Raw genomic sequence first — 20,398 nt, 5'->3', positions numbered from 1 at the left:
TAGATGGCGATATGCCCTATTTCAAGAACAGCCAGTTGGCCATGTGCTGGCCATCGAACGTGATCAGGTAGCGCCCATCCTTGTAGCGCGCCGGCAAGGCATTTTCCTTGCCATCGCTGCTGCGGCTGTAGAGTTTCAGGCCTGCCGGCGCCTTGATGCTCAGGCTGCCGTCGAGTGGTTCGACATGGAAGGGCGTGACGTCTTCGGGCCTGGGGATGGCGCGACTGCCCAGTGAAATGAGCAGGCTGCGCGACTGGGCAAGCGGCTTGCTGTCCAGGCTCTGCACCACGACACTGGCATAGCCGGTTTTCAGCTGGACCTGAATGTCGCCGAGGTTGAGCGACTGGCCGCCCAGCCAGCCGCTCGCCGCTTGGGTCATGGGCGTATCGATGGTGTAGAGGCCCTGCTGCCAGTTGTGACGCAGTTCGCCGCTGTCGCTGACGGCTTCGCTGGCATTGGCATCGATCAGTGACTGCCCCGGGTCTTTCAGCACCTGCGCGTCGGCCGGCAGCGTGCCGGCCTGCAGCCACGGCAACTGCTGGGTGTGCGGCATGGCGATCTGCAGGCGGCCTTTTTCCATGGCCGTGCGCAACATCACCGAGTTGGCGGGCGAGATGTCCTGGTTGAACAGCGTTTCTGCCGAGGGTGCAAAGACGTAGCGGGTCTTGGCCTGGTGCACGTCCTCGCGCCGATAGAGCAGGGCGGCGGCGGGAAGGGTGGCGATCAGCCCCGGGTCGTTGTAGGCGTTCCAGTTGTCGGCCCGGCGCCATTGTTCGAAGAACGCCTGCTGGCTGTAGGCGTACTGCAGGATCGCATCCCAACCCTGGTGGCTGCCGGTGCCGGCCACGTACAGCGGCAGCGTGTGGCGGTCAGGCAGGGGGAAGGGTTCGGCGTTCCACTCGGTGACGGTCATCGGCTTGCCCAGCACCTGCGCCGCGCCCAGCCAGTTGATCATGCCGTCGCTGCTCAGCGGGTTCTTCTCCAGTTGGCCGAGGCCGCCGTAACTGTGGGCGTCGACCACATCACCGGCCGTCAGTGCAGGCAGCGAGGACAAGCCATTGAGGCCCCAGGTGCTGGTGGTGGCGATCGGCACCTGGACGCCCAGCGTGCGCAGGTAACCGATCATGTCGGCATAGAAACGCTGCTCCAGGTCGTTGAGGAACAGCTTCGAAGGGCCATGCTCCCAGGCACGCCAGGTCTTGTCCGCGGGCAGGTCATGGCGCTCGGCAAAGGCCTTGGCCTGGTCCATGTAGAGCTTGCTGTGCTTGGGTACCTCCTTGTCGGGTAGCAGCGCGTTGCCAAAGTGGTGGGTGACGTCGTTCTCATTGGTGATCAGCACGGCGGCAATCGCCGGGTCATCCTTGTAGGCCAGCCCGGTATAGCTGTTGACGTGGGTCAGGTACTGTTCGGCAAAGCGCTTCAAGGCCTGCTGCATGCTGGTGTTGACGAACAGGTAGCCCTTGAGCCCGGCGACACCATGGTCCTTGGGCAACTCGTCGAAGCCATAAATGTTGTCAGCGGCCGTGACCGGCCGCGACACATGCAGGTCGAGCCAGACATAGATGCCTTCGTCCTTGAGGCTCTTGACCCACAGGTCGATCTTCTTCAACGACTCGGCGCTGAGCGTTTGCGTGTCCTTGATCTGCTGCAGGTCGCCGAAAATGTTGGGCGTCACCCAAGGGGAGTCGTGATGGTGCAGGCGCACGAGGTTGAAACCCAGCGCCGACAGGCGCTTGGCCTGCAGCCTGATTTCCTCGTCGGGCGTACGGAACAGCGAATAGGCCGAGAGGTTGGTCCCCCAGAAGCGTACCGGGGTGCCGTCGGCGAACACCAGCTGCTCACCCTCGGCCTTGACGAAGCCGCGCTTGCCGGCCGGTTTCTCCGGCGCGTTGAGGAACGACAGGTCGACCGATGAGGTGCGCCAGTCGAGCTGGTCATCCGGCCACGTCGTGGGGTCGCTCATGCCGAAGCGTTCCGTCGCGGTCTGGCCAATGGTGATATCCCCGGTCACGCTGAGCTGCGCCTTGATGTGCTGTTGCCCAGGCTTGATCGGGTCGGTGTAGAAGAAGGTGCGCACCTGGTCGGTGTTGCCGCGTTCGAAATAGACCTTGGCCAGCGGTGGATCGAAGCGCATTTCGACGTGCGGCCCTTGCGGGTTCTTGCCCCACGCCCAGCCGCGGTTGTCGGGCAACAGCACCGGGTCGCCCATTTCCCCGGCAATCAGCGTGGGGTCGAAGCGCCAGACGATACCGCCACCCATCACGTCGCTCTGCCGGCTGTGCGCCTGCAGGTCGAAGTCCCAGCTGAGGGTTTGCGCCTGGGGCTTATGGATGACGGCCTTGAGGTCGAAGTCCAGGTCCTTGTTGGTGCCGCTCAGCGTGTAACGGTAGGGGCCATCGACCTTGAGCGTCGGATAGAACCCGGTCCAGCCCCAGTTCGCGCCCCAGAAGTCAAAGCTGGGGACAAACGCCGGGCCACCGCCGTGGGTCAATGTGGGCAGGCCGTTCTGTTCGTCGACTCGCACCACCCACTCGGATGCCCGGGCGCCCACTGGCAATGCCAGCAGGCCGACCAGTAGCGATGTGCGGGTCCATGTACACAGGGCAAGGCTGGGCATCGAACTACCTCGGTTGAAGGCTGATGGTGGTCACCTGGCGGGGCTCTTCAATAGCCTGTCGGCGCATCATCTGTATGTAGGCGACGCTGAGCCCGGCAATCGACCAGTACACGATCGGGATGACGGTGATGCTGCTGACGGTGAAAATGGTGACCAGGATCCCCAGCAAGGTCGCCAGCAACACACGCCCCAGCAGGCGGTACGGGTCAGCGTTGTCGCTGACCGCGCGCACCGCCCGGTAGATACCCAGCAGGATGCAGGCGAAAAAGCCCAGGAACAGGCCCAGCCCGACCAAGCCGATGCGCAGGGCCAGGCCGACGTAGGTGTTGACGATGTCGATGATCCCTTCGCCCTGGATCATGGACTGCATTTCCGGGGTGCTGCGGTAATCGAAGGAGCCGAACAGCGGGTTGCGCTGGATGACGATCCACGAATTGTCGAGCAGGCGTTGGCGGTAGGTGATGTTCTCTGTGTCCACTTTGCCGATGAAGGGCAGCAGGTCGAGTATCTTGTCGCCACCGGGCATGACGCTCAGCAGCGGTATGCTCAATACCCCGGCCAGGGCCAGCAATGCCAGGCGTGACACCGCGTGCCGGCCCAGTGCGATGAACACCACCACGATCACCCCGGCGCCGATCCACGGGCCGCGCGAAAGTGGCGCAAACAGCCCGGCAGCCAGGAGCAGGGCGCCCAGGTAGCGGTGCGCAGGCCGCTGCACGAAGTGCTGGACGAACAGGAACAAACCCACGGCCACCGCCATCACGTAGCCGAGCACGATGGCTTGGCCGGTGGTGACACTGGCACGCAGCGAGCCGCCACGGCTCAGGTAGGCCTTCATGTCCCATTGCAGCCCCAGGGCATCGAGCAGGGCGTTGTACAGCAGCCAGTGACGGACATACTCGGCGACCCCGAGCAGCGCCAGGAGGAAGCCAACAAGGACGAACGCGAGCATGGCGTCCTTGAAGTCATTGAGTTCGCGCAAGCCACGGCTGGCCACGTAGTAGGGCAGAAACACATCGATGTACAGGCTCAACACCTGGCGCAGCGTGTCGGTGACCGTGGTCTCGCGCAGCGCCAGCACGCTGGTCAGTACCAGGCTGGCCAGCAGCAGCTTGTCGGGCAGCAGCCGGCCGAAGCGAACGCTCTCGCTTTGCCTGCTCAGCACCAGCGCCGCCGGGAGCAGCACGCACAGGGTCAATACCCGTTGGTGATTGATGTCGAACAGGTAGTTGATCACGCCAAAGCCAGGTATTTCGGTCATCGCCGGCGGGATCAGGAACAACAGCATGAAAAACAGCGCCAGCGGGTTGTGCTCACGTCGCCTGGCGACCAGCAGGATGACCGTGGCGGCTGCGGCATACACCCAGAAACTGTGGGCGAAGAATGCCATCAGGGTCAGGGTGAACCATAGATTGCGGCGCCGCTTGAAGTCCGCAACGGCGATCAGATCGGCCGCCGGACGGCGGGCCATGAAGAAAACCACACTGGCCACAAGCAGAATGACGACCAGGGCTCGCAAATGTTCTGGCATGGGCTGTAGGCACCTATCCCTCGGTGGGCTGGATGGAGGCTAGCATCGTGGCTAAATGAAACTATAGTGACTTCTAGCCATTCGGTCGGAGATTGAAGTCATGCAGTCGATTCGAGACGTGGCGATGCGAACGTTCCAGCACAGGCGAGTGGCGTTGGTTATGCCTATGATTGCGATAGGGGTACCTTGTTGACGCGCGTTTTCGATTGATCCTGATGGTCGCCCGACAAGGCCCGCAGCAGTGCGCGGGGCATAACAAAATCAACGGTATGGGGCTGTGATCATGGGGAAGCTGCAGTTTTGTACGTCTTCGCTGGGGCGCAGAAGCTTTGTCCGCAGTTGTGTCTTGCTGAGTGCCGGGGCGGCCGTGTTCGGTGTCTGCGCCAATGCCAAGGCAGCGCGCAACCCTGAGCCCAAGGGCGGTTTCGTCATCATCAATGGTTGGGTATTGCCGGTCGGATACTTCCAGGACGGACGCTCATGATCAAGGATTACGACGCCGACAAAAGCCTGCGAAAGGCCTACGATTTCTGCATCCTGGGCGCAGGCCCGGCGGGGATCACCCTGGCGTTGCGCCTGGCCGCGGCCGGCTGGAGCGTAGCGTTGCTCGAAGGTGGCGGGCGCGAATACACGCCGCGCTCGCAGGCGCTGTACAAATGCACCTCCACTGGCCTCGAGCTGTACCCCGGGGAAGCCCGCCTGCGTTACCTGGGCGGCACCTCCAATCACTGGATGGGCCGCTGCCGGCCTTTCACTGCTTCTGATTTTGCCGTGCCCCCACCCGTCGACATGCCGGGTTGGCCAATACCCTATGCAGAAGTCGAACGCTATTTGCCAGGCGCCATGGAAATCGTCGATCTGCCCCAGGGTGCGGAATTTCGCGCGGTGAATGCGGGCCTCAACGGTGGCGATTTCGATGCCGACCGCTTTCTGCTCAGCCCGCCAACGCGCTTTGCGCAGAAGTACGCCACGGCGCTCAACGAAACGCCTGGGCTGGATGTATTCATCAACTGCAACTGTGTCGATCTGGTGTTCGATCAGGCCGCTGGGCAGCTCAAGGCCGTGCAGGTTTCCGACTACGACGGCAAGCGCCAGCCTGTCACCGCGCGCAATTACATCCTCGCCATGGGGGCCATTGAAAACGCTAGGCAACTGCTCAACAGCCAGTCGCTGGTGCAGGCCGGTGTGGTGCACAAGGACGGGCTGGTCGGGCGGTGCTTCATGGAGCACCTGAATATCGACATGGGTACCTTCGTCCTGCGCAGCGGCGAAGACACGGAGCCCCGCCAGTATTTCACCACCGATGCCTTCGTCGCCGAGTATCACGCCGGTAAAGGCAATGTCCTGGCGTCTGTGCTGGCCGATGTGCGCACCTACGGGCGTACGGCTGAGGTGAAGTACTTCCTGGAAAACCTGGCCTGCGAAATGGGCGTGGCCAGCAAGATCGAATTCGTGGCCAAGTTCAGCTGCCCCGGCGATGGCGTGATCAGCACGCTGATCGAGCAGTTCCCCAACGTGCAGAGCCGCATATCGCTGCTGGACGAGCAGGACGACCTGGGGGTGGCGAAGGTCAACGTCAACTGGGTACTGAGCGCCAGCGACCGGCACACGATCAAGTGCATCGGCAGTGAACTGGCCAAGCAGTTCGCAGAAATGGGCCTGGGTTTCGTCAAGCTCAACGACTACGTCTACGACACCAGCCTGCCGCTGAGGTTGTCACCACATGCGCATCACATGGGCACCACGCGGATGGCGGCCAATGCCAAGGACGGGGTGGTCGATACCAACTGCAAGGTGTTTGGCATTGAAAACCTTTACGTCGCCGGCAGCAGTGTGTTCGCCACCGGCGGGGCCTCGAACCCGACCATGCCACTGCTGCAATTCGCCTTGAGGCTGGCCGACCACCTCAACGAGAAGATGCGTGCGGCAAAGGCGGTGGCCTGAGCCTGTTGAACTGAAGTAGCGGTGTGCAAGGGTTGAGTGCGACAGGGTCAACACTCACAAGAACGAGACCGTGTTCGCCTCAGGGACAGTCCAGGGTCGCTTGATTTGCGAGGCTTGCCATATGTTTGGATGGATACGCAGTGCAGTGGCGCGTTATGCCAACACCACCGGGCGGGGCGTGACGGCCTACCTGAAACTCTGTAAACCCACTCCGCGGCAGTGGGGCGAGTTTCAGCATCGATGGGGCAAGTTCTATTCGGTGGGCAGCAACTTTCACATGAATGTGGGTTGCAACGTCACCGACCCGGCCCTGGTACGCATCGGCAATAACGTCGGCTTGTCCGACTGCACGTTGATCGGCCATGACGGCGTGGTGGCGCTGATCGAACTCTGTTATGGCAGAAAGCTCGACTCGGTCGGTGTCATCGACGTCAAGGACAACAGTTTCGTGGGCCACGGCGCAATCGTCATGCCGCGAGTGACCATCGGGCCAGATGCGGTGGTGGCTGCCGGTGCGGTGGTGACCAAAGACGTAGCGCCCGGGACGGTGGTCGGCGGCAACCCGGCCAAGTTCATCTGCACCACCGAAGACCTGATCAAGCGGGTCGAAGCGCGCTGCAACGCCTACCCCTGGATAGACCTGATCAAGCAACGCAAAGGCTCCTTCGACCCATCGCTGGAGTCAACCCTGGCGATGCACCGGCGTCGCTATTTCTTCGGGGACGGCAGCAATGGATAAGAAGCCTGTCGACGTGATGGTGGTCAACTTCAACACCGCAGCGTTGCTGCAACCGATGTTCGATGCACTGCGCGCCGCAGGGGGTGAGGCATTGGCCAGCTACCTGGTGGTGGACAATGCCTCGGTGGACGATTCTGTGGAGCGTCTGGGCAAGGTCTGCCCGCAAGCCCTGTTGTTGAGCAACAAGCTCAATGTCGGGTTCGGCCGCGCCAACAACCAGTTGCTCGCGCACTTGCAGGGCAAGTACGCGCTGCTGCTCAACACCGACGCCTTTGTGGCCGCCGACAGCCTGCAGAAAACCATCGACTACATGGACGCACACCCGGAGTGCGGCATTCTGGGTGTGCGGCTGGTGGGCCGGGAGGGTGACCTGCAGCCGAGCTGTCGCTATTTCCCGACCCCTTTGAACGTGTTCGTCGGGCGCACCGGGCTCCAGCGTTTTTTCCCGGGGCTGAAAATGGTCGATGAAATGGACTGGGACCACGCCTCGGTGCGTGAGTGTGACTGGCTGCCCGGCTGCTTCTACCTGGTGCGCCGCGAAGTGCTGGATCAGGTAGGCCTGTTCGACCCGCGCTACTTCCTTTATTACGAAGAGGTGGACCATTGCAAGCGGGTGAAGGCGGCCGGCTGGAAAGTGGTGTATTTCCCCGATACCACCGTGGTGCACATCGGCGGAGAAAGCTCCAAGTCGGTGGCTGAACTGGAAGCGGCGAGCCGGCAGATTTCCGGCTACCAGATCGAAAGCGAACTGTTGTATTTCCGCAAGCATCACGGTGCAGCGGGGCTGGCCTTGCACATGCTGCTGGTGAGCCTGGGCGACCTGGTGCTGGCGCTCAAGGCATTGCTCAAGGGCCGCGGCCTGGCCGCGATCAAGGCGTGCTGGCGGCATACCCGCGCCACCTGGTCACTGTTGTTCAAGACCCAGTTTGCCAGCCAGCCCACACGGTAGGTGAAACCATGTTCGATAACATCCGTGCAGACTTGCGCGCTCATGGTGGTGACTGGGGCGCCCAGGGGTTCTGGGTACTGCTGGTCTACCGCTTTGGCCGCTGGCGTTATGGTGTGCGCCCGGCCTTGCTGCGCAAGCTGTGCTCCTTGCTCTACAAGGTGCTGTTCAAGTTCGTGCAGATCATCACAGGGGTCGAGCTGCCCTGCGAGGTGGTGATTGGCCGCAACTTCGTCATCGACCACTTCGGCGGCATCGTCATCAGCGGCTATGCGCGTTTTGGCGACGATTGCCGGATCCGCAACGGCGTGGTGGTGGGCCTGAAGAATGTCGACGAACCCATTGCCCCGGTATTCGGCAACAACGTGGACATCGGCGCTGGCGCCAAGGTGCTGGGCAATATACGCATCGGTAACAACGTGGCGATAGGCTCGAACGCGGTGGTGCTGACCGATGTGCCGGACAATTGCCTGGCAGTAGGGGTACCGGCGACCATCAAGGCACGCAAGCACAGTGATGCGATGCAGTACACCTGACCTGGCCCGCAGCTGACGAGTGACGCCCATGACGACAGGCATTGGAGTAGTGGTGATCGGCCGCAATGAAGGCCAGCGCCTGGAGCGCTGCCTGTTGTCGCTGATGGGGCGTGCGGATCAGCTGGTGTATGTGGATTCCGGCTCCTCCGATGGCTCGGTACAGCTGGCGAAGCGGCTGGGCGTTGAAGTGGTGGCGCTGGACATGACGCAACCCTTTACCGCCGCACGCGCACGCAATGAAGGCTTTGCCTGCCTGCAAGGCATCGTGCCCGGCATCCGCCATGTGCAGTTCGTCGACGGTGACTGTGAAGTGGATGCCGGCTGGCTGGGCAAGGCCCAGGCGTTTCTCGACCAGCACCCTGACGTGGCAGTGGTGTGTGGCCGCCGTCGCGAACGCTTCCCCCAGCGTTCGGTGTACAACCTGCTCTGCGACCTCGAATGGGATACCCCCGTGGGGGAGGCCAAGGCCTGTGGGGGCGATGCCCTGATGCGCGTCGACGCCTTCATGGCGGTGTCCGGTTTTCGCCCCGAACTGATTGCCGGTGAAGAGCCGGAGCTGTGCGTGCGCCTGCGTGCCGGGGGCTGGAAGATCTGGCGTCTGGCCGATGAAATGACCCTGCACGATGCCGCCATGACCCGATTCGGGCAATGGTGGCGGCGAAGCCTGCGTGCCGGTTATGCCTATGCCGAAGGCGCCTACCTGCATGGGCAGACGCCGGAGCGCCATTGGCTGCGCGAGTCACGGCGCGCCTGGTTGTGGGGCCTGAACCTGCCACTGGCGATCCTGGCGGTGAGCCTGTTGTCGGGCGGCTGGGGGCTGTGGTTGTTGCTGGTCTATCCGTTGCAGGTCGTGCGCCTGGCCCGCCGGGGTGGGCGCTCGACGCGAGAGAACTGGTGGCAGGCGGTGTTCCTGGTAGTGGGCAAGTTTCCGGAAATGCTCGGCCAGGCGAAGTTCCTGCTGAACAGGTATGCGGCCGGCAAGGCGCTGCTGATCGAGTACAAATGACATGACGATGACGTTCAGATCGCTGGCCAGGAGCGTGCTCACCTTGCAGCCCGGCTTTTCGCTGCGCGCGCTCAACAACAAGTTCAAGCTGACAGTAGCGATGGCCCGGGAGTGGTCCGGCCTGCAGGCGTTCGCCCAGCGCATGTCGCAGGCACTGGGCCAGGAGCGCTTCGAGCGCTTGGGCGTCGACTGCATTGGCGTCGTTCAGTGGCCATACATCAGCAAGTGCTGGGGCGCCCCACAGCGGCTTGAAGCAGTGGCGTCGCACTACGAAGTGGTCGCTGCGCACTGTGCCCCGTTGCTGTTGTTGCGACGTGACGAGCATCGGCGGTTGTGCGACCTGTCGGCATACGCCAGCGGCTGCAGCCTGGTGCTCGACCGGCCGATCTGGTTTCAGCGCGAAGGCGAGCTGGTGGTCAACCTGTTCCAGGGCGATCTGCGGGTGGCGTCGCTGGCCTTTACCCTGTGCCGGGAAGCGGCGGGCCTGTGCCTGTACATCGGCGCCGTGCAGGGCATCCACAAGGGCGTGGACAGCGACACCTCGCTGACCATCTACCGGGAGCTGACCAAGGATTTCGAAGGCTTGCGCCCCAGGAGCCTGCTGATCGAGGCGATCAAATGCGTGGCGAGGACGGTGGGGGCCGAGCGTATCTACGCGGTGGGGGACGAATACCGCCACCATCGCCACCCCTATTTTGGCGCCGACAAGCACCAGGACCTGGCGGCCAACTACGATGTCATCTGGCAGGAAAATGGCGCCGGGCCATCGGACCGCGAAGACTTCTTCAGCATTCCCTTGGCCCCCGCACAACGCGCGGCAGAGGACGTTGCAGCGAAGAAACGCGCCATGTACCGCAGGCGCCACGCGTTGCTGGATGACGTGTTTGGCCAGATCCAGAGCGCCTTGGCCGGCAGCCCGGTGCAGCAGGCCACGGCAGACCTGGTCATCCCGTAAACGGACACAGATTCGGGGCTCTATGCGTATCGCTTATTTCATCAATCAGTATCCCAAGGTCAGCCACAGTTTCATCCGCCGCGAAATACAGGCGCTGGAGCGCCAGGGCATCGAGGTTCAGCGCATCGCCCTGCGAGGCTGGGATGCCGAACTGCACGACCCTGAAGACCTGGCAGAACGGGGCAAGACCCGCTATGTGCTGGAGCAAGGGTTGTACGGGCTGCTGAGGCCGCTGTTCGACGTCGTGCGGGCACGACCCAAGCGTTTTCTCGGCGCACTGCGCCTGGCGCTTCGCCTGGGCTGGCGCGCAGATCGCCCATGGCCCTACCACGTGGCCTACCTGGCCGAAGCATGCCGTTTGCTGCAATGGCTGCAGGCATCCGCCACGGAACATGTGCATGCGCATTTCGGCACCAACTCGACCGAGGTGGTGGTGCTGGCCAATGCCCTCGGCGGGCCGGCCTACAGCTTCACCGTGCATGGGCCGGAAGAGTTCGACAAGGCGCAGATCCTGCACCTGGGCGAGAAGGTGCGCCGGGCCGCTTTCGTGGCTGCCGTCAGCTCCTTCGGTCGCAGTCAGTTGTATCGCTGGGTGGCCCATGAGCATTGGGACAAGGTCAAGGTGGTGCATTGTGGCCTGGAGCGCAGCTTCCACCAGGGCGTTGCACTGGCGCCGCCCGCCGCGCCCCGGCTGGTTTGCGTGGGGCGGCTGTGCGAGCAGAAAGGCCAGTTGCTGCTGGTCGAGGCGGCCCGCGCTCTGGCGAGCCGGGGTGTGGACTTCAAGCTGGTGCTGGCGGGCGATGGTGAGATGCGCGGCCCGATCGAGGCGCTGATCGCCCGGTACGGCTTGCAGGCGCAGGTGCGTATCACGGGCTGGATCAGCAGCGCGCAGGTGCGCGATGAAATCCTCGCCGCGCGTGCCCTGGTGCTACCCAGCTTTGCCGAGGGCTTGCCGGTGGTCATCATGGAGGCCATGGCGTTGCGTCGGCCGGTCCTTACCACTTACGTGGCAGGCATTCCCGAACTGGTCTGCCCGGGTGACAACGGCTGGTTGTTCGCGGCAGGTTCCGTCGAGGCTTTGACCGAGGCCATGCTCGACTGCCTGCAGCAACCGGTGGAGGTGCTGCAACGCATGGGCGAGGCTGCTTGCCAGCGCGTGCTCGAGCGCCACGACATCGACACCGAAGCAGCCCGGTTGGTCAGCCATTTCAGGGGGGCGGCATGCTGAACCTGTTGAGCGCGTTGCTGGTCCTGGCGGCGCTGCTGGTCCTGATGCCGACCCTGGTGCTGTTTGCCCAGGTGGTGCTCGCCTGTTTGCCTGCGCCTGCACGGGTAGCCCGGCAAGCTGCGCGAGCGCGGGTGGCGGTGCTGGTGCCGGCGCACAACGAAGCAAGGCTGATCGCGTCGACGCTGGCCAGCATCAGGCCGCAATTGTGCGAGGGCGACCAGTTGCTGGTAGTTGCCGACAACTGCACGGACCAGACTGCGAACCTGGCCCGCGCGGCGGGCGCGCAAGTGGTCGAGCGCCAGGATCTCCAGCGGCGTGGCAAGGGCTACGCGCTGGACTTCGGGGTGCAGCACCTGCGCCAGTCGCCCCCTGAGGTGTTGATCATCATCGACGCCGACTGCCAGCTCGGCGCGGGTGCGCTCGAGCAGCTGGCGCACTGTTGTGTCGACAACGCCCGGCCTGCGCAAGCGCTGTATCTGATGCATGCGCCTGGCGGTGCAGGGTTGAAGGTGCAGGTGGCTGCCTTTGCCTGGCGCGTGAAGAACCTGGTCCGCCCACTGGGCTGGGCTCGGGTAGGGATGCCTTGCCAGCTGATGGGGGCGGGTATGGCATTTGCCTGGCAAGACCTGTCGGCCCTCAACCTGGCGACCGGGCACCTGGTCGAAGACCTGAAGCTGGGCCTGGAGTGTGCCGCGCTGGGAAAACCGCCATTGTTTTGCCCGGCCGCTGTCGTCAACAGTCACTTCCCCACCAGCCAGGAAGGCCTGAACATCCAGCGCAAGCGTTGGGAGCACGGGCACCTGGGGGTGGTGCTGGCTGAGGGGCCCAGGCTTTTCGGTCACGCGCTGGTGCGACGTAACTGGCCGCTGTTGGGCATGGCCATGGACCTTTTGGTACCGCCGCTGGCCTTGTTGTCCTTGCTGCTGATGGTGCTGTTCGTGGTCACCTGGCTGGCGTTCGGCATGTTCGGTGTGCTGCTGCCGGCGCTACTTGCCACGCTGGCGTTGGGCCTGCTCGGTGCCGCTGTATTGTTGGCGTGGGGGCGCTTCGCACGGGAGCTGATCCCGTTTTCGGTACTGCTGTACGCGCCGTTCTATGCGGCGAGGAAAATCCCCCTGTACCTGGGGTTCCTACTCAAGCGCCAGGTCGACTGGGTGCGATCGAAGCGGGATGACAGCTGATGCGGGATTGGACAGGGTTGCAACGCTGGGACACGGTCATCGGCAAGCTGCGGTTGGTCCAGGATGCAACGGATGAGCAATGCCTGCTCGCGACGTTAGGTTCACCACAGCGGGCAACCATACTGGCTTTCGTCAACGCCCATGCCATGAACCTGGTTGCCGGCAAGGCTGATTACTGCCAGGCACTCTCGGCCGCTGACGTGCTGCTGCGCGACGGTGCCGGCATGGCGATATTGCTGCGGCGCCTGGGACTGGCTCCTGGGCTCAACATGAACGGCACGGACTTCATTCCGAAGCTGCTGGCGGCCTTCAATGGCAGGCGCGTGGCATTCTGGGGAACCCGCGAACCGTTCCTGTCCGAGGCCGTGCAACGCTGCGAAGCGCGCTATGGCGTGCACGTGGTGTCACGGCATGAGGGTTTCGCCGAACTCGACACTTACCTCGCCCTTGCCCAGGCACAACAGCCTGCGCTGATCGTGCTGGGCATGGGAATGCCCAAGCAGGAACAGCTCGCCGTTCGCCTGGCGGCACTGGACGGCCCCTGCCTGATCGTCTGCGGCGGTGCCATTGTCGACTTCCTGGGTGGCAAGGTGGCGCGAGCGCCTTCCTGGGTGCGCCGCCTGAACGGTGAGTGGGTGTTCAGGTTGCTCAAAGAGCCCAAGCGCCTGTTTACCCGTTATGTGCTGGGTAATCCGTTGTTCCTGGTGCGTGCGCTGCTTTATGCCAGAGCGCCTGCGCAGCGAGCACGACGGCGAAGCTGAATGCTGCCTGTCGGGGCGGTCGATGAGCCCCCGCAGCAAACGCCGGGTACTGCTACAGTGATATCAATCGAGGCGGGGCGCCGTGCTGCCAATTTTCAAAGGTTTTTCAGCTACCTGAGGTGAGTTTCCATCGCTTCGTTGTGATGGTCAGGCTTTTGCCACACACAGTTCAGTGAGGCCTTACGATGGTGTTCGAACCCAGAAGCAGTCGGTCGTTGCTCCAGCGAAGAAGTAGCGTCAGCAACGCCGTGCAAGCCGGCCTTGATGGGATTGCCGTCACCAGTGTGGCGTGGTACCTGATCTACGACCAGTTTGGCTACATCACCTCGGACTACGTGATCATGCTGCTGCTGCTGATCGGCGCGCTGGCGGTCATTTATGACCACTACGCCATCTACCGCAGCAATGTGGGGCTATCGGTAAAGGCCTTCCGGCTGTTCAAGGCCTGGTCGGCGACGTTCTGTTTCCTGGTGGTGATCGCCTTCCTGACCAAGCAGAGCGAAACCTATTCACGCTTGCTGGTCGTTCAACTGTTTGTCATCGGCTACATCGTCCAGCTGTTCCTGCACGTGGCCATGCGCGAGTTGCAAAAGCGCTTCACCGCCCATGCGCGGCTGGACAATGCCTTGATCATCGGCAATGGCGACCTGGCCAACTTCCTGTATCAGAAGATCAGCAACAACCCATGGTTCGGCGAGCGGGTGATGGGGTGCATCTGGGTCGATCAGGAAGAAGATCAGGCCCGCGAGGGGCAGGATGCAAAGCTGCGCCTGCCCGTGCTGGGCAGCATTGCCGATCTCGACGAGATCATCGCCCAGCATGGCATCCGCACGGTTTACCTGGTCACGCCCCTTGGCGGGTCGGCAGTGATTCAGGATGTGTACCTCAAGCTGCTCGACAAGTGCATTGCGGTCAACTGGGTTCCGGACATCTTCTCGCTGCGCCTGATCAACCACAGCGTGCGCGAAATTGCCGGGATCCCGGTGCTGACCCTGTCGGAAACGCCGCTGACCGGGACCAGCCTGTTCCTGAAGAACCTGGAGGACCGCGTGCTGGCCGCGCTCATCCTGCTGTGCGCCTCGCCGGTGTTGCTGGCGGTCGCGTTGATCATCAAGTTGGACAGCCCGGGGCCGGTGTTCTTCCGCCAGGACCGTACCGGCTGGACGGGGGAATCGTTCCGTATCTGGAAATTCCGCAGCATGCATGTGCATCAGCCGGAAAACGGCGTGGTCGAGCAGGCGCAGCGCAATGACCCGCGCCTGACCCGGGTTGGGGCGTTCATTCGGCGCACCAGCCTCGATGAGCTGCCGCAGCTGTTCAATGTGCTGACCGGCGACATGTCGCTGGTCGGCCCGCGCCCCCATGCCTTGCAGCACGACACGTTGTACTCGCAGGACATCGTCGATTACTTTGCCCGCCACAACATCAAGCCCGGCATGACGGGCCTGGCGCAGGTACGCGGGTACCGGGGGGAGACCAAGGATATCGAGCAGATGATCCAGCGGGTCAATTCGGACATCGAGTACATCAACAACTGGTCGTTGTGGCTCGACTTCGTGATCCTGGTACGAACCCTCAATGCCTTCACTGGCAAGCAGGCTTATTGACGCCGCAGTCCAGCAGGGCGGGGAGGGGCATCATCATCTTGTCCGCGGGAGGCGCCGCTATCGCCAGGCTGTTGAAAGCCGAGTGGCCCTCGCTGCTGCTCTGGGCCTTTCTATTTTCGCCGCAGTTCGCCAGGCTGTTGGCCGATTGCCAATGCGCGAAAATCGACCTGCTGGTCCTGTACACCTTTGCCATTTCGTTGTTGTGGCTGCTGGCAATCCGCTTCATATCGGCCAACCCGTTCAAGGTGCATCTGCTGCTGTTGCCGTTCTACCTGCTGGCGAGCATCGACCTGTTCGTGGTGCTGAACTTCGGTTCGCGGCTGACGGCGGCCTACCTGTACATTGCCCTGACCAACTACAAGGAAGCGACGGACTTTTTCGCCACTTACTGGCGCTCGATCGCTGCGACCTTGGCAGTGTTAGCAGTGTGCTACGGGGTGGGCTTGGCCGGGCTCCAAGGCCGCCGCCAGCATCGCAACAAGGCCATGCTTGCGCTGGCGATCGGCGGCTTGCTGCTGGGCTATGGGGCGTACTTCTACAAGACCGTCACGCTCAACTCGCTGAGCAAGGGCGCAGTGCTCGACCTGTTGGCGAAAGACCAGAGCACGCCCGCAGGTTACCTGTCGCAGCTCGGCCTGACGGCGGCCTTGTATTGGCAGTCCAAGGGGTACATCCAGCAACGCATGGCGGCGCAGGTGAACATCACCCGCATCTCCGACCAGGCCGACCTCGAGACACTGGTGTTCGTCATCGGCGAATCTTCTCGCCCGCACAACTGGTCGTTGTACGGCTACCCGAACACCACCACGCCCCACCTCGATCAGCAGCCCGGGCTGTTCAGGTTCAAGCGCATGTGTACCACCGCACCTTACACGTCGGTTGCCGTGCCTTCGCTGCTCAGCCTGCACCCCATCCGCGACTGGAACCTGATTGCATCGAACAAATCGCTGGTCGGGATCCTGCGTGCGGCCGGCTACGACACGTACTGGCTGTCTTCGCAGGAGGTCGACAGCTTTGGCGGGATCATTCCGCAGATCGCCGCAGAAGCTCAGTACCGCCAGTACCTGGAGCGCAGCTATGACGGTGCGCTGGTGCCGGTGTTGCAACAGGTGCTGGGCAAGGCCGATGGGCGCCGCCAGGCGATATTCATCCACATCAAGGGCAGCCACTTCGAATACGCTCGGCGCTTCCCACGTGACTTCGCCCGGTTCAAGCCGGCCAGCGGCAGCCAGAAAGACCGGATCACGGCCGATTACGACAACTCGGTCCTGTACACCGACTGGCTGCTGTTCTCGATCATGCAAACGCTGGCGGCCAGGCACAGGAAAGCCCTGCTGGTCTACGCGTCGGACCATGGCGAGAACCTGCTGGATGACAGCCGAAAGCTGTTGGGCCATGGCATCGGTAACGAGTACGACCTGTCGACATCGGCGTTTGTATGGTCCAGCGGCGACCTCTCGCCAGAGCAGATGGCCAAACTGGAAAAGTTGAAGGCCAGGGAGGACCAGCAGGTCAGCATCGGCTCGCTGCCGCATACGGTGCTGAACATGGCCGGGATATCCATGCCCGGCTATGACAGCACCCAGGACTTGCTCAGCGATGACTACAACCCCTCGGAGTGCCCACACCTGCTCGCGACCGGCTTTGTGCCATCGTTCGACTTCGACATCCGGCACATAGCCGTCGAGTGATCAGGCCGGCAGCGTCAGCGGGTGCAAGGCGCGAAAGCCTTGCGCTTCTTCCACCAGCCAGTCATGCACCGCGCGCGCGCCCGGCTGGTTCAGGCCGCCTGGGGGGTAGTGCACCATGTAGCGCTTGTGGTTGGCAATCGGGTGGCCAAACGGCACGATCAAGGCGCCGCGTTCGAGCTCGTCATTGAGCAGCGTGCGCCGGGCAATCGCCACGCCGACGCCGGCGATCGCCGCTTCGATGGTCAGGTGGTTGCGGTTGAAGGTATGCCCGCGGCGCACGTCCAGCCCGCCGGCGCCGATGCCCTCCAGGTAGAACTCCCATTCCGCATATTCCGAGCTGCCGCGCCAGGCGGTGATGTCGTGCAGCAGCGGGTAATGCGCCAGGTCGGCCGGGCCATGCAGCGGTGGGCGACCACGCAGCAGCGCAGGTGAACAGACCGGGAAGATCTGTTCATCCAGCAAAGGCGTCGACAGCATGCCTGGGTAGCTGCCGTCGTTGAGGTCGATGGCCAGGTCGAAGTCGCCGGGGTGCAACGCATGGGCGCTGTCTTCGGCGACCAGGCGCAGTTCGATGTCCGGGTAACGCTGCTGGAAGCGCGGCAATCGGGGGGTAAGCCACTTGGCCAGGAACGACGGGATCGAACGCAGGCGCAAGGTGCCGCGGATTTCACCGGCATCCAGGCGCAACAGTTCGGCCTCGATGCTGCCATAGGCCTCGGTGACCGTCTGTGCCAGGCGCTGGCCCTCGGCACTGAGCTCCACGCCGCGTGCCCGGCGCAGGAACAGTTTGTAGCCCAGGCGCTCTTCCAGTTGGCGCATCTGTTGGCTGACAGCACCGGGGGTGATGTGCAGTTCGTCGGCACAGCGGGTGAACGACAGGTGCCGCGCTGCGCAGGAAAAGACATGCAGCCAGACGAACATCTGGCCATTGAGTTGCCGCCTCATCGTTTAGTACCACTAAAGCCTTGCTTAGGAAGTTTCGTTGGTCATCTGCCAGTGACCGCGGCAGTATCGCGCAAATTGGCAATACCGCTCAATTTCCTCAGACAGCCGTGCGGCAGTGTAAAGCTCCGACACGGTCAGGCATTAGCATGGCTATCAGTGTTTTCGACCTTTTCAAGATTGGCATCGGCCCCTCCAGTTCCCACACCGTAGGCCCGATGCGGGCGGCGGCAAGCTTCGCCCAGTCGTTGCGTGAGCAAGGCCTGCTGACGCAGGTGCAGCGCATCGAAGTGCGCCTGTACGGCTCGCTTTCCGCTACCGGGGTCGGCCATGCAACCGATCGCGCCTGCCTGCTCGGCCTGATGGGGCAGTGGCCGGATCGTATCGACCCGGCCACCATCGAGCCGCGCATCCATCAGTTGCTGCAGGAGCAGTGCCTGATGCTCGATGGCAGCCACCCGCTGACGTTCCAGTATGCCCGCGACATGCTGCTGCTGGACCAGAGCCTGCCTTATCACCCCAATGCCATGACCCTGCAGGCCATGGACGGGCAGGGCAGCCTGTTCCAGCAGACCTACTATTCCATCGGCGGTGGCTTCATCGTCGAGCAGGGCGAACTTGACGCACCGCAGGCTGAGGCCAATGCCGTTCACCTGCCGTACGAGTTTTCCAGCGGTGCCGAATTGCTGGCCCTGTGCAAGGCCAACCAGCTGAGCGTGGCCCAGCTGATGCTCGCCAACGAGTGTGCCTGGCGCCCGGAAACCGAGGTGCGCGAAGGCCTGCTGCGGATCTGGGCGGCGATGCGCGAGTGCGTCGACAACGGCCTGCGCAACGAAGGCATCCTGCCCGGCGGCCTCAACGTCAAGCGCCGTGCCGCGCGCCTGCACCGAAGCTTGCAGGAAGCTGGCCAGCCCAATGTGATCGGTTCGACCCTGAGCGCCATGGAGTGGGTCAACCTGTTTGCCTTGGCGGTCAACGAAGAGAATGCCGCCGGCGGACGCATGGTCACCGCGCCCACCAATGGCGCCGCCGGCATTATCCCGGCGGTGTTGCACTACTACATGAAATTCAACCCAAGTGCCTGCGACGACGATGTGGTGGCGTTTCTGTTGGCGGCTGCCGCGGTCGGCATCCTGTGCAAGAAGAATGCATCCATCTCCGGGGCTGAAGTCGGCTGCCAGGGGGAAGTCGGTTCGGCCTGTTCGATGGCCGCTGCCGGTCTGGCCGAAGTGCTGGGGGCCACACCGCCGCAACTGGAAAACGCCGCCGAGATCGCCCTGGAGCATAACCTCGGCCTGACCTGCGACCCGGTCGGCGGGCTGGTCCAGGTGCCGTGCATCGAGCGCAATGCGATCGCTGCGGTAAAGGCGATCAATGCCGTGCAGATGGCCCTGCGCGGTGACGGCGAGCATTTCATCTCGCTAGACCGGGTGATCCGCACCATGCGCGACACCGGTGCCGACATGCATGCCAACTACAAGGAAACCTCGCGGGGCGGCCTGGCGGTCGCGTTCGTCGAGTGTTGATCGGCGTTTCGCCGGCAGGTGGCCCTGCCGGCGAACGCTGTATGCGGATTAAACGTTTTCGAGCTGGCTGACAGCCGCTTTCAGCCGCTGCGCCAGTTGCGGCCTGCCCTGGTGGGTCACATCCGGAGCCTTGCGCACTCGCCCGTGCTGATCGACCCAATGGCCGTTGCTGAAGTAACGGTAACTGGCCGAGCCGTTGCTCCAACCAGTATCCAGCAGACCGTGCAGGTGGAAAGTCTGCGCGATCTGGCTGAGTGGGCCACTGGGGCTGCCGTCCAGGCTGAGGACGATCGACGGTGCGCCAGCCGGCGCGAACTGCAGTTCGCTGTAGTCACCCCACACATTCGCCTGGAATGGCTGCGACGGGTAGGTGGCCTGGCTGGCCCGGGCCTTGTCGAAGATTTTCTTGGTCACGCTGTTGACCAGCAGATCGAGGGTCAGCGTCGGGGCGCCGAGCAACCCGTTGCTGACGTTCAGGCGAACATGGAACAGTCCGATTGCCATGATGTTTCTCCTTGCCTGCTCAGGCTTTCTTGGCGGCCTTGGTGGCCGGGGACTTGGTCGCTGCGATGGCCTGGTCGAGGCCGCCCGTGGCCAACTGCTTGAGGTGGGCGAGATCGCCATTGGCGATCGCGGCCTCGAGGGTGGCGTTGTGCAGTTCGCTGTGCAGGTCGACATTGGCCAGTTGCTGGATGCGCTGGCCTTCCAGCGTGACCGGGACGTTGTCCACGCTTACCCAGCGCTGGCCGTTGTAATACTCGTAATCGGCCACGCCATGCTGCCAGCCTGGCTCGAGCAGCGCCCTGAACTTGAACTGCACCGGGGAGTTGGCGTGTGGGCCACCCTGGTTGCCCTGGGCGGTGATCAGGATCCTGCCTTCGCTTGGTGGCTGAACGGTGAGGTAGGTGTAGCTGCCCCAGACATCCAGGTGCAGATCCAGCGGTGGGTTGACGGCCTGGGTGATCTGGGCCGTGCCGTTAAGGCTGCGGTCCGGGGTATAGACCAGCAGGTCGAGTTGCAGGCGCGGGGCGCCGGCGGCGGCGTTGCCGATCTGGTAGGACACCGGGAACAGGCCTGCCGAGGGTGCGAGCAGTGAGTCAGACATGATTGCCTCCATTGCATTCGATGAATGAAATACCGATACACGGCTGCAAAGGCGGGCGGAAAGCGGGGAGAAGGGGAGCCGAG

General features: G+C 63.1%; 18 protein-coding genes. 13 read left to right on the top strand and 5 right to left on the bottom strand.

What is annotated here, in order from left to right; genetic code table 11:
* Positions 1–16: 16 nt before the first annotated feature.
* Both L6D64_RS15445 and L6D64_RS15440 read right to left on the bottom strand, forming a co-directional pair.
* Positions 17–2,617, bottom strand: coding sequence for a glycoside hydrolase 5 family protein (locus L6D64_RS15445; RefSeq protein WP_176509588.1), 2,601 nt, complete (start codon positions 2,615–2,617; stop codon positions 17–19).
* 4 nt (positions 2,618–2,621) lie between these two features.
* The gene (locus tag L6D64_RS15440) at positions 2,622–4,148 is read right to left on the bottom strand and encodes an O-antigen ligase family protein (protein ID WP_176509587.1); all 1,527 of its coding nucleotides are present in this window, start codon (positions 4,146–4,148) and stop codon (positions 2,622–2,624) included.
* Positions 4,149–4,431: 283 nt separating this feature from the next.
* Here L6D64_RS15440 and L6D64_RS15435 point away from each other — a divergent pair, with 283 nt between their 5' ends.
* The 12 genes from L6D64_RS15435 to L6D64_RS15380 all read left to right on the top strand — a co-directional run bounded on the left by L6D64_RS15435 (position 4,432) and on the right by L6D64_RS15380 (position 16,742).
* Positions 4,432–4,632, top strand: a complete 201-nt coding sequence (locus L6D64_RS15435; RefSeq protein ID WP_176509586.1) for a hypothetical protein — start codon at positions 4,432–4,434, stop codon at positions 4,630–4,632.
* On the top strand, positions 4,629–6,092 hold the full coding sequence (locus L6D64_RS15430) for an FAD-dependent oxidoreductase (protein ID WP_176509585.1): 1,464 nt from the start codon (positions 4,629–4,631) through the stop codon (positions 6,090–6,092). The genes L6D64_RS15435 and L6D64_RS15430 overlap by 4 nt, the downstream gene beginning before the upstream one ends.
* A 121-nt stretch (positions 6,093–6,213) precedes the next feature.
* The gene (locus tag L6D64_RS15425) at positions 6,214–6,831 is read left to right on the top strand and encodes an acyltransferase (RefSeq protein WP_176509584.1); all 618 of its coding nucleotides are present in this window, start codon (positions 6,214–6,216) and stop codon (positions 6,829–6,831) included.
* Complete coding sequence (locus L6D64_RS15420) at positions 6,824–7,780, top strand: glycosyltransferase family 2 protein (RefSeq protein WP_054885424.1); 957 nt, start codon at positions 6,824–6,826, stop codon at positions 7,778–7,780. Before L6D64_RS15425 ends, L6D64_RS15420 begins: the two co-directional genes overlap by 8 nt.
* 8 nt (positions 7,781–7,788) lie before the next feature.
* Positions 7,789–8,313, top strand: a complete 525-nt coding sequence (locus L6D64_RS15415) for a serine O-acetyltransferase (protein WP_176509583.1) — start codon at positions 7,789–7,791, stop codon at positions 8,311–8,313.
* Positions 8,314–8,341: 28 nt separating this feature from the next.
* Positions 8,342–9,319, top strand: coding sequence for a glycosyltransferase family 2 protein (locus L6D64_RS15410; protein WP_176509582.1), 978 nt, complete (start codon positions 8,342–8,344; stop codon positions 9,317–9,319).
* A 7-nt stretch (positions 9,320–9,326) separates the two neighbouring features.
* Positions 9,327–10,274 carry a DUF535 family protein gene (locus L6D64_RS15405; RefSeq protein ID WP_176509581.1) on the top strand — a complete coding sequence of 316 codons (948 nt, stop codon included), beginning with the start codon at positions 9,327–9,329 and terminating at the stop codon, positions 10,272–10,274.
* A gap of 22 nt (positions 10,275–10,296) precedes the next feature.
* Positions 10,297–11,502 carry a glycosyltransferase gene (locus L6D64_RS15400; protein WP_176509580.1) on the top strand — a complete coding sequence of 402 codons (1,206 nt, stop codon included), beginning with the start codon at positions 10,297–10,299 and terminating at the stop codon, positions 11,500–11,502.
* Positions 11,496–12,683 (top strand): glycosyltransferase family 2 protein, encoded by a 1,188-nt coding sequence (locus tag L6D64_RS15395; RefSeq protein WP_176509579.1) that lies wholly within the window; start codon positions 11,496–11,498, stop codon positions 12,681–12,683. Before L6D64_RS15400 ends, L6D64_RS15395 begins: the two co-directional genes overlap by 7 nt.
* The gene (locus L6D64_RS15390) at positions 12,683–13,444 is read left to right on the top strand and encodes a WecB/TagA/CpsF family glycosyltransferase (protein WP_176509578.1); all 762 of its coding nucleotides are present in this window, start codon (positions 12,683–12,685) and stop codon (positions 13,442–13,444) included. The genes L6D64_RS15395 and L6D64_RS15390 overlap by 1 nt, the downstream gene beginning before the upstream one ends.
* A 185-nt stretch (positions 13,445–13,629) precedes the next feature.
* Positions 13,630–15,051, top strand: coding sequence for an undecaprenyl-phosphate glucose phosphotransferase (locus L6D64_RS15385; RefSeq protein ID WP_176509577.1), 1,422 nt, complete (start codon positions 13,630–13,632; stop codon positions 15,049–15,051).
* 38 nt (positions 15,052–15,089) lie between these two features.
* Positions 15,090–16,742 carry a phosphoethanolamine transferase gene (locus L6D64_RS15380; protein ID WP_236192493.1) on the top strand — a complete coding sequence of 551 codons (1,653 nt, stop codon included), beginning with the start codon at positions 15,090–15,092 and terminating at the stop codon, positions 16,740–16,742.
* On the opposite strand, the gene L6D64_RS15375 is transcribed toward L6D64_RS15380, so the two are convergent.
* On the bottom strand, positions 16,743–17,687 hold the full coding sequence (locus tag L6D64_RS15375; protein ID WP_176509576.1) for a LysR substrate-binding domain-containing protein: 945 nt from the start codon (positions 17,685–17,687) through the stop codon (positions 16,743–16,745).
* A 146-nt stretch (positions 17,688–17,833) separates the two neighbouring features.
* Between L6D64_RS15375 and L6D64_RS15370 the strand changes: the two genes are divergently transcribed.
* Positions 17,834–19,210 carry an L-serine ammonia-lyase gene (locus L6D64_RS15370; protein ID WP_176509575.1) on the top strand — a complete coding sequence of 459 codons (1,377 nt, stop codon included), beginning with the start codon at positions 17,834–17,836 and terminating at the stop codon, positions 19,208–19,210.
* Positions 19,211–19,258: 48 nt separating this feature from the next.
* On the opposite strand, the gene L6D64_RS15365 is transcribed toward L6D64_RS15370, so the two are convergent.
* Together L6D64_RS15365 and L6D64_RS15360 are read right to left on the bottom strand one after the other, a co-directional pair.
* Positions 19,259–19,714: a DUF1842 domain-containing protein gene (locus L6D64_RS15365; RefSeq protein WP_176509574.1), complete on the bottom strand. Its 456-nt coding sequence runs from the start codon at positions 19,712–19,714 to the stop codon at positions 19,259–19,261.
* A gap of 19 nt (positions 19,715–19,733) precedes the next feature.
* Entirely contained in the window at positions 19,734–20,315 is a 582-nt protein-coding gene (locus L6D64_RS15360; RefSeq protein WP_176509573.1) for a DUF1842 domain-containing protein, read from the bottom strand.
* Between the last annotated feature and the right edge of the window lie 83 nt (positions 20,316–20,398).

The organism is Pseudomonas urethralis (assembly GCF_021602465.1).
Taxonomy (GTDB): domain Bacteria; phylum Pseudomonadota; class Gammaproteobacteria; order Pseudomonadales; family Pseudomonadaceae; genus Aquipseudomonas; species Aquipseudomonas vlassakiae.
Note: the sequence above shows the minus strand (reverse complement) of the source record. Positions and strands in the feature narration are given on the sequence as shown.